We start from the raw sequence: 13143 nt of genomic DNA on the forward strand, positions 1-13143 counted from the left end.
AGAACGGAGCCGTAGCTCGGGAGTCGTTTTTTATGTAGGGATCCGGTTCGAGAAGCGTTACTCAGTCAGTGGAAGGACCACGCCGAACACGAGCGGCGCGAGGAGTCCGACGAGAATACCGATCAGTTCCATGTCGACCAGTAGCGTGTTGCCCCATGCTGGGAGTGTCCCAAGAACGGCACTTCCGGCTATCTCCCCCGCGATGCCGAGAAGGAACAGCCCAGCCCCAAGCATAAACCCGCGCTTTGCGAGTGTCGCGTAGTCCGCGTTCCAGTTTTGGCTCATACAGGTCCGTTCTCGTGGGCCTACTAAGCTCTCTCGGATCGAAAGAGCTACAAGCGCATTCACACTGATATCTGTGCATACATGGTCTCAGAATCGGTTCCAGAGGTATTCGAACTCCTGCTCTCGACACTTCTCGCGACCGGGCTAACTGTAGGGGGAGCACTCACCGAACAGGCCGCTCTCGCCGACCTGTCGGGCGGTGTCTCCGCGTTCGCTGCTTGGGAGGTGTACATCGGTCTGGTCCTTCTGTACACCGGCTATATGATCGCCTCACGCCGAGTCTTGCCTGCGCTCGGTGGCGCCTAAATCTGTTCGCTACAGGCGGTCGGTTACTCCTGAAGCGACCGCTTGGTTGTATTTCCGACCCACTCCGGCTGTCTCACTGCCGTCGACCCGAGATTTCGCAGCCGCATAGTTTGCGTGACACGGACCTGCTGATCACTCCGTTCGGCATCGAAAGCCAGCCGAAGTGCTGAAACGGTACCATCGTGACGGACTCGGAGTCGGACGGAGACGTTGTGAGGGGCGCTCACGAACAGCGGTGTCCTGAGTCTGTCAGGGTTCGTGAAACGGGTGCCGACGAGGACGACGCCGCCATCGTTCCGGTCGACAACGGAGAGATCGATAGCGTCCCCGATGCGAAGAACGGTCCGGCGCTTCGAGAGATCCGAGACCGGGCCGTCATCGCGAATGGGCCACTTGACACGGCGGGGTCGATCCGCCTGTTCGCCGTACCGGGCCGCGACGATAGAACCGTTGGTCCAGTAGTCAATGCGGGTGGTGAAAGCGTTCAGTTCCGTGCCGTTCTGGCGAAAGTGACCGGCGTAGGTCGTGTCGTTCGCCGCGACGTAGCGCGTGTGGTTGGACCACCGGAGTACCGTCCCGTTGCGGTCGGTGACCCATTCACGAGTGACTAGCGTGTAGTTCGTCGTTGCGAGCGTCCGTGCGTGGGCGCTGGCCAGCGTTGACGGCACCACTGCGCCGTCGCTCACCCCCGGCGGATACCCGACGCCGTCGGTCGGCACTGTTGCCGGCGTGACCGTCTTGGGACTGTCCTGCTGGACGATGCCCGAACACCCAGCGAGTACGAGCGCAAGCGTCACGACAGCAGCCACTGCCCGCACCATTGGTTGCCATACGGTCGCAGGCCTCAAACAGTTGTGGTTAGTCCTCCCAGTCAGGGTTCCGTCTGGGCGGACTGAACACGTCAATCCCACGGACCGGTTCCTCGCCGTCGTTGCGCGCCTCGTGTGGTTCCTCGCTCGGGACGACGTATGAGTCTCCGGGTCCGATGACGTACTCTTCACCGTTGACGTGGAACGTGAAGGTCCCCTTCACAACGTAGCCAACCTGTTCGTGGTGGTGGCTGTGTTCCGGGACGGCCGCGCCGGGTTCGATGTGGAACTGCTGGACGCTCATCTGTTCTCCGACGGCCATCTGTGTCAGGTGGACGCCGTCGACTGCTTCGACTGTCTCACAGGCCGCCTGTGGTACTTCCTCCATGCGCTGTGGTGTCGCACCCGGCCCACCTAAGCGTTCTCCGTTTCCAACAGTTCGCTGTCGGTGGATTCAGTACCGTCCGGCCCTGACAGAGAGGTATGTACGCGGTCGTCGGGTGTAGCGATTGCAGCGCACTGTGGGTCACCGAGGGACGACCGGAGACGACCCAGTGTCCGCGGTGTGGCACGCGCCGCAAACACGAGAAGCGTCGGAAGTTCATCGAGACGGACGACGAGGCTCACGCCCGCGAGGTGCGGGCGTCGATGCTGGCGAACCGACAGGGGGAGGGTGACGCCTTCGCGGAGTTAGACTCCTACGCTGAGATGGAACGGCAGGTCGACGATGCGGGCGTGGACGACGAGACGTACCTCGAAGATTCGGGGGTCGACACCGAGGCCGTGTCGGCGGCCGCCGACCGCGCCGAACAGGGGGCGACGGGCGGATCGAGCCGCAAGGAGACGGTCACGAACGCGCTGCGGGAACTGGACGAACCGACCGAGGACGATGTCGTGGCTTACGCCGAGGACCGCGGCGTTCCGTCGTCGTACACCCGGCGAGCGCTCGAAAAGCTCGTCAGGGCCGGCGAGGTGTCCGAGAGTCGGGGGCACTACCGGCTGCTATGACCGCCACACTGGACTTCGAGCCCGGGCCGATTGCCGTCGGGATTCTTGTCGGCCTCTCTGGCCTGCTGTTTCTGCTCACGCCGGTCGTCGAGCCGGTGGCGGTCGGCTCGTTGCGGGTGAGTACAGTCGCGCTCTCGGCGGTCGTCCTCACGCTCGGGTTCACACTGGGAACGGTCGTGTTCGCCCGGCGGGGCCAGCGACTGTTCGCGATAGCCCACGGCGTCTTCGCCGTTGCGTGGGCGCTGTTGGTGCTCGGGCCGCTACTGGGCCGGGAGTGGCTCCTGCTGACTGGCGTGGTCGTACTCGTCGCAGGTGCCGGCTTCTTGGTGAGCCAGCGCCGGCAGTGATAGCGCACTGACCCGAAAACGACGCTACCGCCCGAGGTCGGCGTGTGCCGAGGAGAGGTGCCGAGACGAGAGCGCCGCGAGCAGGGAGAGTTCGCCGGCCAGCGCGCCGGCGGCGATGACCTCCGCGAGCGCGTCGGCATTGCTGCCGGCGGGGTCGCCGCCGCCGCCGTAGCCCAGCACGTCAAGCGCTTCAGACTGGGTTGGCAGGCCCGTCCCGCCACCGACGGTGCCGACCTCCAGCGATGCGATGGTGACGGAGGCGTACAAACCGTCCTCGCGGGCGTCGACCGTCGTGATGGCGTTGCTCCCCTCGACCACCTGCGCGATATCTTGGCCGAGCGCGAGGAAGGCGGCGGCGACGACGTTGGCGGCGTGGGCGTTGAACCCCAGCGCGCCGGCCTTCGCCGAGCCGACGAGGTTCTTGCGGGTGTTGGCCTCGACGATAGCGTCGGAGGTCGTATCGAGTCGTTCCTCGACCTGCTCGTGGGGGATGAGCACGTCCGCGGCGACGGTCCGACCGCGGCCCTCGACGGCGTTGATGGCGGCGGGCTTCTTATCCGAACAGAGGTTGCCCGACAGGGCGACAAGGTCGGCCGGCGTCTCGGACTCGATAACATCGCAGGCCGCCTCGGTCGCGATGGTGGCCATGTTCATCCCCATCGCGTCCTTGGTGTCGTAGGAGAACCGGAGGAAGACGCTGTCGCCGACGACGTAGGGCGTCACGTCCTGCAGTTCGCCGTGGCTCGTCGTCGATTCGGCGGCGTCGGCGAGATCGTCGACATGTTCGCGGACCCAAGCCGACACCTCGCCCGCCTCGGCCACGTCTTCGACGCGGAACACCGGCGCGCGGGTCATCCCGGATTTGAGGACGCGAGCCGTCGCACCGCCGGCGTTCCGAATCGTCGAGACGCCGCGGTTGACCGAGGCCAGCAGCGCGCCCTCGCTGGTCGCCAGCGGGAGGTGGTGGTCGCCCTCGGCGGCCCCGCCATCGACGGGTAGCGGGCCGACGACGCCCATCGGGACCTGTGCCGCGCCGATCATGTTCTCGATGTTGCTCTCGGCGTCGGCGGCGTCGAAGGTGTAGTCGCCGACAGCCGAGAGGTCCGCGTCGGTCTCCTCGGCCAGCAGGTGTCTGCGTGCCGCCGCCGCGGTGTCGGGGTCGGCGTGGTCTTCCAGTTCGTAGCGCCGCAACTCACCGTCACGAACGCGCTCTGCGAGCGCGACGACGTCGGAGTCGGTCATACTGACCGGTGTGGCTTCGGGACTCCTAACAGTTGCTCTTGGCAGGCCAAGCGTTTTGCAGTCGCCGTTCGGGGGTTCCGTATGGTCGACCGCGTATTCACGAACTGTGAGGTCCGACCGCTGTCCGGCAGCGCCCCGGCGTCGGCGGTCGCAGTGACGAACGGAAGGGTCGCGGCCGTCGGAGACCCGGACGAACTCTCGACTGCAGGTGCCGAAACCGTCGACTGTCGGGGCGGCGTCCTGTTGCCCGGTTTCGTCGACGCGCACACGCATCTGGATATGGTCGGTCGGCGCGTTGTCGAAGCCGATCTCGCCGGAGCAGACGGCCCGGACGACTGCATCGGCCGACTGTTGGCGGCCGACGACGGCGAGGGTTGGATTCTGGGCTTTGGCTACGACGAGAGCGACTGGGACGGGGAGTTGCTGCGGGCGGCAACGCTGGACCGAGTGAGCACTGATCGGCCGGTCGCGGCCGCGCGCGAGGACATCCATACGGTGTCGGTGAACCACGCCGCGCTGGACGTACTTGACTTGCCCGACGACGGCGTTCGGACCGAAGACGGCGCACCGACTGGCGTGCTCGTCGAGGAGGCCGCCGAAGCCGTCTTCGACGCTATCGCGCCAGACCACACACAGACCCGAGAGTACCTGCTGGCCGCACAGGAAATGGCCCTCTCGAAGGGAATTACTGCGATACACGACATGGTGCGGCAGTCGCACGCCCCGCGGGTGTACCGCGACCTAGATAGCGAGGGGAAACTGGCCCTGCGGGTGCGGCTCAACTACTGGGTGGACCACCTCGATGCGATCAGAGAACTCGGGCTGGTGACGAACCACGGGAGCGACCGGGTCCGAACGGGCGCGATCAAGACCTACATCGACGGGTCGCTCGGGGCCGAAACCGCGCGGCTCCGGGAACCCTACGCGGACAGCGACAGCGTCGGCGAGTGGCGGACAGACCCTGATGCCCTCCGGGAACTGGTGTCGGCAGTCGACGACGCGGGCCTCCAGTTCGCCGCCCACGCCATCGGTGACGCGGCTATCGACGCGCTGCTTTCCGCCGTCGAGTCGGTCGACGCCGCGGACGAGCGACATCGCGTCGAACACGCCGAAGTCCTCACCGGCGATCTGGTAGAGCGACTGGCGGCGTCGCCGCTGGTCGTCTCGGCGCAGCCGAACTTCCACCGCTGGGCAGCCTCGGGCGGCCTGTACGATGAGCGACTCGGCGAGCGCCGTGCGCTGACGAACCGGTTTCGCGACCTCGTGGATGCCGGCGCACAACTGGCCTTCGGGAGTGACTGTATGCCGCTGTCCCCGCTGTACGGAGTTCAGCAGGCAGTCACTGCGCCGGAACCGGGCCAGCGCCTGACGGTCGGCGAAGCACTTCGGGCGTACACCAGCGGTGCCGCGTACGCGGGCTTCGACGAGGACCGCATGGGCACAGTCACGCCGGGGTCGGTCGCGGACTTTACCGTGCTATCGGCCTCTCCGTGGGACGTACCGGTCGACGATATCTCGGACATAACCGTCTCGCTGACTGTCAGCGACGGCGACATCGTGTTCGAATCCGGGCAGTAGGGCTGACAGACAGCAGTATCGAAGCAGCACGTTTCCTGTTTCTCGGTAACAAATAACATAATTCGACAATCACCGATATAGAAGTAGTTAGATCGCCAAAACCGGATACAAAAACCGATACGCCACCAACACCGGAAACAGGACTAGGGTATCCACCAACAGCAGCGATACAATTTTTTCCGCCACCAACCCGCACCTTTGAAGATAAAATCTTTTCACGAAAGAGTTCCGAAGTGTGAGTACCCACAGGTGGATACATCGTGCCCGAAATGGAAACCGCCGCGTTCGAGACGGACCTCAGCCTCTTCAAGTACGACAACCTCGAGCAGCTCCCGCCGGAGTATCGGGATCTTGAGACAGCCGAACGGACCGAGCGCATCGAGAGCGCGCTCGACGAACTCGGCGACGACGTGGTCATTCTCGGCCACAACTACCAGCGTCAGGAAATCGTCGAACACGCCGACTTCATCGGCGATTCCTACCAACTCTCCAAAGAAGCCGCCCAGTCCGACGCTGACTACGTAATCTTCGGCGGTGTGACGTTCATGGCCGAGTCGGCGGACATCATCACGGACGACGACCAGTCCGTGATTCTCCCGTCGATGGAGGCGTCCTGCCCGATGGCCGGGATGGCCGAAGCCCTGCAGGTCGACGCCGCGTGGGCGGAGTTGACCGCGGCGCTCGACGACGACGAAGAGATAATCCCCATCACGTACATGAACAGCTACGCCGACCTGAAGGCGTTCTGTGCCGAGCAGGGCGGCCTCGTCTGTACGTCCTCCAACGCGCACAAGGCCTTCGAGTACGCCTTCGAAAAGGGCGACAAGGTCCTCTTTCTGCCCGATAAACACCTCGGCGAGAACACCGCCCACCGACTCGACATGGCCGACGAGACGGTCGAGTGGGACCCCTGGGATGCCGAGGGGACCGACGCCGCCGAGGCCGTCGAAAACGACGTGATACTCTGGGAAGGGTACTGTCAGGTCCACGAGCGGTTCCGCGAACACCACATCGAGTCCATCCGTGAGGACCACCCCGACGCGAACGTCATCGTCCATCCCGAGTGTCGCCGCGAGGTCGTCGAAGCCGCAGACGTGTCCGGCTCTACGTCGACCATCTGCGAGTCCGTTGCCGAGGCCGACCCCGGCGAGACGTGGGCTATCGGTACCGAGATTCACCTCACGCATCACCTTCAGCGGTGGCATCCCGAGGTGAACGTCGTGCCGCTGTGTGGCGACGCCTGCATGGACTGCAACGCGATGCGCCAGATCGACCCGAACTACCTCGCATGGGTGCTAGAGGAACTGGTCGAGGGCCGCGAGCGAAACGTCGTCGAGGTCGCGCCCGAGGAGAAGGAGCTGGCACAGGTCGCGATGGACCGGATGCTGGAGATCTAACAATGACAGACGACCCGAGTACGACCGACGTGCTGGTCATCGGCTCTGGCATCGCCGGGCTGGCGGCGGCCCTGTCCGCGGCCCGTGAAGGTGCCGACGTGACGCTCGCTACGAAGGCGACCCGCCCGGAAGGGTCCTCTTCATGGTGGGCTCAGGGCGGCATCGCCGTCTCCCGAGATACGCCCGAAGAGTTCAAACAGGACATCATGGCCGCCTCCGACGGCACCGCCGACCCCGACGCCGTCGACGTGCTGGTCGAGAACGCCAACGAAGCTGTCGAGGACGTGCTGCTGGAGACGCTAGACGTGGAGTTTGACCAGAACGGGTCTGGCCACGACTTCACCCGCGAGGCCGCCCACAGCGAGGACCGCATCCTCCACGTCGACGCCTCGACGGGCAAACACATCCACGTCCCCTTCCTGAACTATCTCGACGACCACGACGACGTGGAGATTCTGGACGACACCGCCGCGCTCGAACTCGTCCGCCATGAGGGTCGCGTCCACGGCGCGATGCTCGAATCCGATGGCGAGGTCGAGCCGTATTTCGCCGGCAGCGTCGTGCTGGCGACCGGCGGCATCGGCGACCTCTACCCGCGGACGACGAACCCCGACAACACGACCGGCGACGGCATCGGGATGGCCGCACTCGCTGGGGCCGAGGTCGAGGACATGGAGTACGTGCAGTTCCACCCGACGGCGTGTGTTAGCGAGCCGCAAAGCGGCTCGGACGGAGGCGGTGGAACCGCCGGAGCGGGCGATGTCGCCTTCCTCGTCAGCGAGGCCGTTCGCGGCGAGGGCGGTCTGCTGCGCAACGGCGACGGCGAGCGCTTCATGCCCGACTACCACGCGGACGCCGAACTCGCGCCCCGTGACGTGGTCGCCCGGGCGGTCAAAGCCGAGCGGGAAGCGACCGGTGAGGTCACGCTGGACGTCTCCCCGCTCGATTTCGCCGCCGAGTTCCCCGACCTCGCGGAGCGCTGTGAGGAGTACGACATCGACTGGACCGAGGGCATCCCGGTCGCCCCCGCCGAACACTTCCTCTGTGGCGGCGTCAGCGTCGACGACCGCGGCCGGACGACGCTGGACCGCCTCTACGCGGTCGGCGAGTGCTCCCGGACCGGCGTCCACGGCGCGAACCGCCTCGCCAGCACCTCTCTGCTGGAGGGGCTGGTCTGGGGCCTGCGCGCCGGCGAGGACGCCGCCGGAGCCAAGTCGGAGCCAATCGAAGCGCCGGAGTTGCTGGAACGGGACCCAGACCTGCCCGAGCGGTTCGCCCGCGACAAATTCCAGCGGCTGACTCGCGTGATGGACGAGAACGTCGGCGTCGAGCGCGACCCGGCCGACCTCCAGCGCGCGATGGCCGTCCTCCGCCGGCTCAAGGGCGAAGTGGACGCCTACGTCCGCACCCGGACCAGCCGGTCGCTGTACGAACTCCGCCACGCCAGCGTCACCGCGCTGCTGGTCGCGCGCCACGCCGCGGAAAACGAGGAAAGCGTTGGCACGCACAATCTCGTGGACGCGAGCGAGGACCCGCCGGAGTCCACAGCCGACTGATGCTCACCGACAGCGACATCGAGCGATGGCTCCGCGAGGACGTGGGCCACCACGACGTGACCAACGACGTGCCCGGTGAGACGACGGGGCGGCTGGTCGCCAAGGAGTCGGGCGTCGTCGCCGGCCTCGACGCGGCCGCCGCCGTCTTCGAGTACCTCGACTGCGCCGTCGAGACGCCGGTCGACGCCGGGGACCGAATCGACGCCGGCGACGTAGTGTTGCGTGTTGCGGGACCCGCACAGTCCGCGCTCCGGGGCGAGCGCGTCGCGGTGAACGTCACCGGCCACGCCTCCGGTGTCGCCACGAAGACTCGCGCGGCCGTCGACGCCGCGGCCTCGGCCGACTCTCCGCCAGAGATCGCCGGCACGCGCAAGACCACGCCCGGCCTTCGCGGCATCGAGAAGCGAGCGGTGGCGGCCGGCGGCGGCGACACCCACCGGTTGGACCTCTCGCACATGGTGATGGTCAAGGACAACCACGTCGCCGAGATGGGGCTCGTCGACGCCGTCGAGCAGTTCCGAGAACGCGCCTCGTTCGCGACGAAGCTCGACGTGGAGGTCGAGACGCCCGAGGACGCGCCGCGGGCCGCCGAAGCGGGGGCAGACATCGTCCTGCTGGACAACATGACCCCCGCCGAGACCGAGCGGGCCGTCGAACTCGTGGCGGCGTCCGAGGCTAGCGCGCTCACCGAGGCCAGCGGCGGTATTACCGTTGAGGACGTACCGGCCTACGCCGAAACGGGCGTGGACATCATCTCGATGGGGTCGCTGACCCACTCCGCATCGACGCTCGATTTCTCATTCCGAACGGGCTGAGTGCCGGTCAGTCCGGCCCACGCGTCGAAGATTCGGTTCTGAGTTCGGGCGGGAGTTCGAGCTGCTTGATGCCGGTCCGGTCGTCGATTCGGAACCGATACAGCGCTGTGGCCTCCGACTCGGCAGCCCGTTCGAACAGGTCGGGCTTCCACGAGGTGTCTATCCGTTCTTCGATTGCCGCGCGTTCGTCGTCGGGAACTCGCTCGATGGTCCCCGTCAGCAGGACGCTGCGCCAGTTGAACGTCGTTTCGATGTCGTAGACGAGAAACTGGGCGATGTCCGCGTGGTCGCTCGCCGTCACTTTCTGGCTGTCGGCACCGAGAACGTACACGAAGTAGAGCGCGGACTCGCCGTCGTACCAGAAACCGAGCGGGCGCAACAGCGGCGCGGAGTCGGTCGGGACGCCGAGCACGCCGACGCTCTTCCGTTCGAGGGTCTTGTCGATGTCCTCGCCGTCCATCTGGAGCATCCCGTAGTCTTCCAGTTCAGTAACTGTCATGTCCCCACTTGTCGGCAGATAATCATAAAGGCACAGGGCAGTGTCCACAGGCGCTCCGTTCGGCAGGCAGTGGCGCTTGCCGTCGGTCCGTCTCAGTCCAGCCGACGGGCCAGCATCACTTCGTCGACCAGTTCCCCGCGGATTTCGTAGTGGTCTGTGCGAACAGCCTCGGCCGTCCAATCGGCCTCCTTTAGGAAGTCGATTGCTCGCTCGTTCGTCGCCGGCAGACTGTTGTACACCTTCCGACAGCCACGGCTCGCGGCCCATTCGACCCCGCGGTGGAGCAGGTGACTGCCGATCCCGTGGCGGCGGTACGTCTCTATCACACCGAGCGTGAGTTCGGCCGTCGATGCGAGTTCGTCCACCTCAGACATGGCGACGTGGACCCAGCCGACAACATCGTCGTCGACAGTGGCGACGAACACGATGCGACAGCGGTGGGGGCCCCAGCGGACGAGCGTGTTCTCGTAGGCCAGTTGCTCGGCGACGCCAGCCGCAATGACATACGGCTCCTCGCTGGTGACCGCCCGTATCGTCCCGACGACGCCTGAGAGATCCGATGGCCGGGAGGGCCGTATCTCGTAGCTGACGCCGGCCTCGTAGTGTTCGGCCGTCTCACCGTGATGGAGTGCGACAGTGAGCTTTCCGTCCTCAGTGGTCTCGATAAGGTCGTCCCGTTTGAGAATCGAGAGGTGGTGCTGGAACTGTTCGGGGTCGACGCCGACGGCTTCGGCCACGTCAGCGGGCGCGACAGGTCCGTTTCGCTCCACGAACCGATACACGTTGGCCCGGTCACCACCGAGTTCGAGGTCTGTTGGGGACGGCATTTCGCTATCGCTCATTGATGACTGTATCCACTTGAAGATACCCGGCAATATTGCATGGTTGTTCATGCAGCCTTGCCAGCAGCGCCGCCGTAGCCGCCGGTGAGAGCGTCTGGATACGTGTCGAGACTACGGGCATCGCGTACGTCCGCATGACGTTTTTGTGCAGTCGTGACTCATCCCCGACCATGCCAGACGCGGTCCATCGCTGTCCCGAGGACGGTTTCTTCGAGGGCGACACCTGCCCGGTCTGTGACGGCCCCGGCGTCCACGTTCTCGACGGCGCACGGCGGCGACAGCTTTCGAAGTTCGTCTCGGGAGCGCTCAGACACTTTCCCGAAGACGCAGGCATCGAGTTAGACGAAGCGGGGTGGACGGCGTTTGATTCCCTCCGCGCCGCAGTCGAGCGAACGTACGACTGGGCCGACAACGAGGCATTAGCGGGTGTCGTCGCCACGGACCCGAAAGGGCGGTTCGAGCGGACCGGGATCAGTGACGAGGCGGGTGCAGCGGCCGCCGACGGACGCGTTCGGGCAGCTTACGGCCATTCCGTCGACGTGTCTCTCGACACGACCGACAATCCAGTCCCGACGACACTGTATCACGGGACCGCCCCGCGAAACGCCAAGTCGATACGCGAGGGGGGACTGAAGCCGATGAACCGCCAGACGGTCCACCTCTCGGACTCCGTCACGGCGGCCCGCGAGGTAGGCCGTCGCCACGCTGACAATCCCGTCGTGTTCGTCGTCGACGCCGCGGCGATGCGGGCCGACAATCGCCGGGTCGTCAAACGGGGGACCGAGACGTACACGACCGACCGCGTGCCGCCGCAGTATCTCTCACTGCTGGACGAGTAGCGTTGTTGCGTCGCCCGCTACTCGATAAGCGGTGTCCCGGTCATCGCCCCCGGCTGGTCGATTCCCATGAGCATGAGCATCGTCGGCGCGAGGTCGGCTAGTGTCCCGCCGTCGCGAGCGGACCGACCGCTGGCGGTCCCGTCGGCGGCGAGGTAGATGAACGGGACGGGGTTGGTCGTGTGGGCCGTGTGAGGGTCCTCGACGGTCCCCATGTCGTCAGCGTTGCCGTGGTCGGCACAGATGAGGGCGTGGCCGCCGGCGGCTTGAATGGCCGCTACGAGTCGGCCCAACTGCTCATCGACGGCCTCGACAGCTGTCACGGCCGCGTCGAAGTCGCCGGTGTGGCCGACCATATCCGAGTTCGCGAAGTTCAGGACCATCGCGTCGGGGTCCTCGGTCTCGATGGATTCGATGGCGGTATCGGCCAGTTCCGGCGCGCTCATCTCCGGTTGCATATCGTAAGTCGCCACGTCGGGGCTGTCGACGATTTTGCGGCTCTCGCCGTCGAAGGCGATTTCGCGGCCGCCGTTCAGGAAGTAGGTGACGTGGGGGTATTTCTCCGTCTCGGCCAGCCGAATCTGGGTCTTTCCGGCTTCCGAAAGCACCTCGCCGAGCACGTCCTCGGGCTGGTTCGGCGGGAACGCCACGGGGAGGTCGAACGTCTCGTCGTACTGCGTCATCGTCACCAGTCGGGTGTCCGGCGGCTCGGTGTCAGCCCCCCAGTCCTCCGGCCGGATGTCGCCGAGCATACGAGTGAGTTGCCGGGCGCGGTCCGACCGGAAATTGAAGAAAATCACCGCGTCGCCGTCTTCGAGGCCGGCGTGGTCGCCGACGGTCGTCGGTTCGATGAACTCGTCGGTGGTGTCACGGGCGTAGGATTCGGTGGCCGCCGTAACGGCGTCGGCGGCGTGGTGGTCGCCCTCGCGGTGGACGATGGCGTCGTATGCCCGGCGGGTGCGCTCCCAGTTCTCGTCGCGGTCCATCGCGTAGTACCGGCCGCAGACAGTGGCTACGTGGCCCGTACCGTGTGCCTCGGCGTGGGCTTCGAGGTCGGCGAGATAGTCCTCGCCGCCGGTCGGCGAGGTGTCGCGGCCGTCGGTGAAGGCGTGGGAGACGGCATCAGTCCCGCGCTCGCTGGCGAGTTCGATGAGCGCGTGAAGGTGGTCCTGATAGGAGTGGACACCGCCATCGGAGACCAGCCCCATGAAGTGGACGCGTCCGCCGTGTTCCTCGGCGTATTCGAAGGCCGACAGAACCGTCTCGTTCTCGAAGAATGGCGGGTCCTGCGCGCTGTCGTCGGGCCGGGATTCGCCCCGCGAGCGAGCGATGCTGTCGCTGACGCGGGCGGAGTCCTGCTTGACGACGCGGCCGGCCCCGATGTTGAGGTGGCCGACTTCGGAGTTGCCCATCTGGCCCTCCGGGAGACCGACCCGGCGGCCGTGGGTCGCAAGCGTCGACGCTGCGCCTGCGTCTCGGTAACGGTCGAAGTTCGGCGTGTCGGCGGCGGCGACGGCATCCCGGACACCGTCGTCCGGGTTCAGGCCCCACCCGTCTAAGATGATGAGTCCGACGTCCATATCCGGTGGGTCACGCGACCGGCGTAATACACTGTCGGTCAGT

General features: G+C 65.9%; 15 protein-coding genes. 8 read left to right on the top strand and 7 right to left on the bottom strand.

All coding sequences use genetic code 11. The annotated features are described in order from the left end of the window. Positions 1-57: 57 nt before the first annotated feature. Positions 58-285 (bottom strand): hypothetical protein, encoded by a 228-nt coding sequence (locus tag Har1129_RS11725; RefSeq protein ID WP_151100817.1) that lies wholly within the window; start codon positions 283-285, stop codon positions 58-60. 81 nt (positions 286-366) lie between these two features. Between Har1129_RS11725 and Har1129_RS11730 the strand changes: the two genes are divergently transcribed. Next, positions 367-591 carry a hypothetical protein gene (locus tag Har1129_RS11730; RefSeq protein ID WP_151100818.1) on the top strand — a complete coding sequence of 75 codons (225 nt, stop codon included), beginning with the start codon at positions 367-369 and terminating at the stop codon, positions 589-591. A gap of 23 nt (positions 592-614) precedes the next feature. On the opposite strand, the gene Har1129_RS11735 is transcribed toward Har1129_RS11730, so the two are convergent. Together Har1129_RS11735 and Har1129_RS11740 are read right to left on the bottom strand one after the other, a co-directional pair. Further along, positions 615-1412 (bottom strand): hypothetical protein, encoded by a 798-nt coding sequence (locus Har1129_RS11735; protein ID WP_151100819.1) that lies wholly within the window; start codon positions 1410-1412, stop codon positions 615-617. A gap of 37 nt (positions 1413-1449) precedes the next feature. Next, complete coding sequence (locus Har1129_RS11740) at positions 1450-1788, bottom strand: cupin domain-containing protein (RefSeq protein WP_151100820.1); 339 nt, start codon at positions 1786-1788, stop codon at positions 1450-1452. A 95-nt stretch (positions 1789-1883) separates the two neighbouring features. On the opposite strand from Har1129_RS11740, the gene Har1129_RS11745 reads away from it, so the two are divergent. Continuing rightward, positions 1884-2408 carry a DUF5817 domain-containing protein gene (locus Har1129_RS11745; protein ID WP_151100821.1) on the top strand — a complete coding sequence of 175 codons (525 nt, stop codon included), beginning with the start codon at positions 1884-1886 and terminating at the stop codon, positions 2406-2408. Next, positions 2405-2755, top strand: a complete 351-nt coding sequence (locus Har1129_RS11750; protein WP_151100822.1) for a hypothetical protein — start codon at positions 2405-2407, stop codon at positions 2753-2755. The genes Har1129_RS11745 and Har1129_RS11750 overlap by 4 nt, the downstream gene beginning before the upstream one ends. A 24-nt stretch (positions 2756-2779) precedes the next feature. On the opposite strand, the gene hmgA is transcribed toward Har1129_RS11750, so the two are convergent. Continuing rightward, entirely contained in the window at positions 2780-3997 is a 1218-nt protein-coding gene (hmgA, locus tag Har1129_RS11755) for a hydroxymethylglutaryl-CoA reductase (NADPH) (RefSeq protein ID WP_151100823.1), read from the bottom strand. A gap of 81 nt (positions 3998-4078) precedes the next feature. Between hmgA and Har1129_RS11760 the strand changes: the two genes are divergently transcribed. From Har1129_RS11760 to nadC, 4 genes are all read left to right on the top strand, one after another. Continuing rightward, positions 4079-5575, top strand: a complete 1497-nt coding sequence (locus tag Har1129_RS11760) for an amidohydrolase (protein WP_151100824.1) — start codon at positions 4079-4081, stop codon at positions 5573-5575. Positions 5576-5844: 269 nt separating this feature from the next. Continuing rightward, positions 5845-6972: a quinolinate synthase NadA gene (gene nadA / locus Har1129_RS11765; RefSeq protein WP_191906195.1), complete on the top strand. Its 1128-nt coding sequence runs from the start codon at positions 5845-5847 to the stop codon at positions 6970-6972. 2 nt (positions 6973-6974) lie between these two features. Continuing rightward, entirely contained in the window at positions 6975-8528 is a 1554-nt protein-coding gene (locus Har1129_RS11770; protein WP_151100826.1) for an L-aspartate oxidase, read from the top strand. Continuing rightward, positions 8528-9343 (top strand): carboxylating nicotinate-nucleotide diphosphorylase, encoded by an 816-nt coding sequence (gene nadC, locus Har1129_RS11775; protein WP_151100827.1) that lies wholly within the window; start codon positions 8528-8530, stop codon positions 9341-9343. The genes Har1129_RS11770 and nadC overlap by 1 nt, the downstream gene beginning before the upstream one ends. A gap of 7 nt (positions 9344-9350) precedes the next feature. On the opposite strand, the gene Har1129_RS11780 is transcribed toward nadC, so the two are convergent. After that, entirely contained in the window at positions 9351-9842 is a 492-nt protein-coding gene (locus Har1129_RS11780; RefSeq protein WP_151100828.1) for a pyridoxamine 5'-phosphate oxidase family protein, read from the bottom strand. Between the two features lie 92 nt (positions 9843-9934). Continuing rightward, positions 9935-10669 (bottom strand): GNAT family N-acetyltransferase, encoded by a 735-nt coding sequence (locus Har1129_RS11785; RefSeq protein WP_151102140.1) that lies wholly within the window; start codon positions 10667-10669, stop codon positions 9935-9937. Positions 10670-10854: 185 nt separating this feature from the next. On the opposite strand from Har1129_RS11785, the gene Har1129_RS11790 reads away from it, so the two are divergent. After that, the gene (locus tag Har1129_RS11790; protein WP_151100829.1) at positions 10855-11523 is read left to right on the top strand and encodes an RNA 2'-phosphotransferase; all 669 of its coding nucleotides are present in this window, start codon (positions 10855-10857) and stop codon (positions 11521-11523) included. A 17-nt stretch (positions 11524-11540) separates the two neighbouring features. Here Har1129_RS11790 and gpmI read toward each other — a convergent pair whose 3' ends face one another. Next, positions 11541-13100 (bottom strand): 2,3-bisphosphoglycerate-independent phosphoglycerate mutase, encoded by a 1560-nt coding sequence (gene gpmI / locus Har1129_RS11795; RefSeq protein WP_151100830.1) that lies wholly within the window; start codon positions 13098-13100, stop codon positions 11541-11543. Positions 13101-13143: the final 43 nt, after the last annotated feature.

The organism is Haloarcula sp. CBA1129 (assembly GCF_008729015.1).
GTDB lineage: Archaea > Halobacteriota > Halobacteria > Halobacteriales > Haloarculaceae > Haloarcula.

Coding starts and splice junctions, on each gene's coding strand:
- Har1129_RS11750 (WP_151100822.1), top strand. CDS start 2,405: ATGACCGCCACACTGGACTTCGAGCCCGGGCCGATTGCCGTCGGGATT.
- nadC (WP_151100827.1), top strand. CDS start 8,528: ATGCTCACCGACAGCGACATCGAGCGATGGCTCCGCGAGGACGTGGGC.
- Har1129_RS11735 (WP_151100819.1), bottom strand. CDS start 1,412: ATGGTGCGGGCAGTGGCTGCTGTCGTGACGCTTGCGCTCGTACTCGCT.
- Har1129_RS11745 (WP_151100821.1), top strand. CDS start 1,884: ATGTACGCGGTCGTCGGGTGTAGCGATTGCAGCGCACTGTGGGTCACC.
- gpmI (WP_151100830.1), bottom strand. CDS start 13,100: ATGGACGTCGGACTCATCATCTTAGACGGGTGGGGCCTGAACCCGGAC.
- Har1129_RS11785 (WP_151102140.1), bottom strand. CDS start 10,669: ATGCCGTCCCCAACAGACCTCGAACTCGGTGGTGACCGGGCCAACGTG.
- nadA (WP_191906195.1), top strand. CDS start 5,845: ATGGAAACCGCCGCGTTCGAGACGGACCTCAGCCTCTTCAAGTACGAC.
- Har1129_RS11725 (WP_151100817.1), bottom strand. CDS start 285: ATGAGCCAAAACTGGAACGCGGACTACGCGACACTCGCAAAGCGCGGG.
- Har1129_RS11770 (WP_151100826.1), top strand. CDS start 6,975: ATGACAGACGACCCGAGTACGACCGACGTGCTGGTCATCGGCTCTGGC.
- Har1129_RS11740 (WP_151100820.1), bottom strand. CDS start 1,788: ATGGAGGAAGTACCACAGGCGGCCTGTGAGACAGTCGAAGCAGTCGAC.
- Har1129_RS11730 (WP_151100818.1), top strand. CDS start 367: ATGGTCTCAGAATCGGTTCCAGAGGTATTCGAACTCCTGCTCTCGACA.
- hmgA (WP_151100823.1), bottom strand. CDS start 3,997: ATGACCGACTCCGACGTCGTCGCGCTCGCAGAGCGCGTTCGTGACGGT.
- Har1129_RS11790 (WP_151100829.1), top strand. CDS start 10,855: ATGCCAGACGCGGTCCATCGCTGTCCCGAGGACGGTTTCTTCGAGGGC.
- Har1129_RS11780 (WP_151100828.1), bottom strand. CDS start 9,842: ATGACAGTTACTGAACTGGAAGACTACGGGATGCTCCAGATGGACGGC.
- Har1129_RS11760 (WP_151100824.1), top strand. CDS start 4,079: ATGGTCGACCGCGTATTCACGAACTGTGAGGTCCGACCGCTGTCCGGC.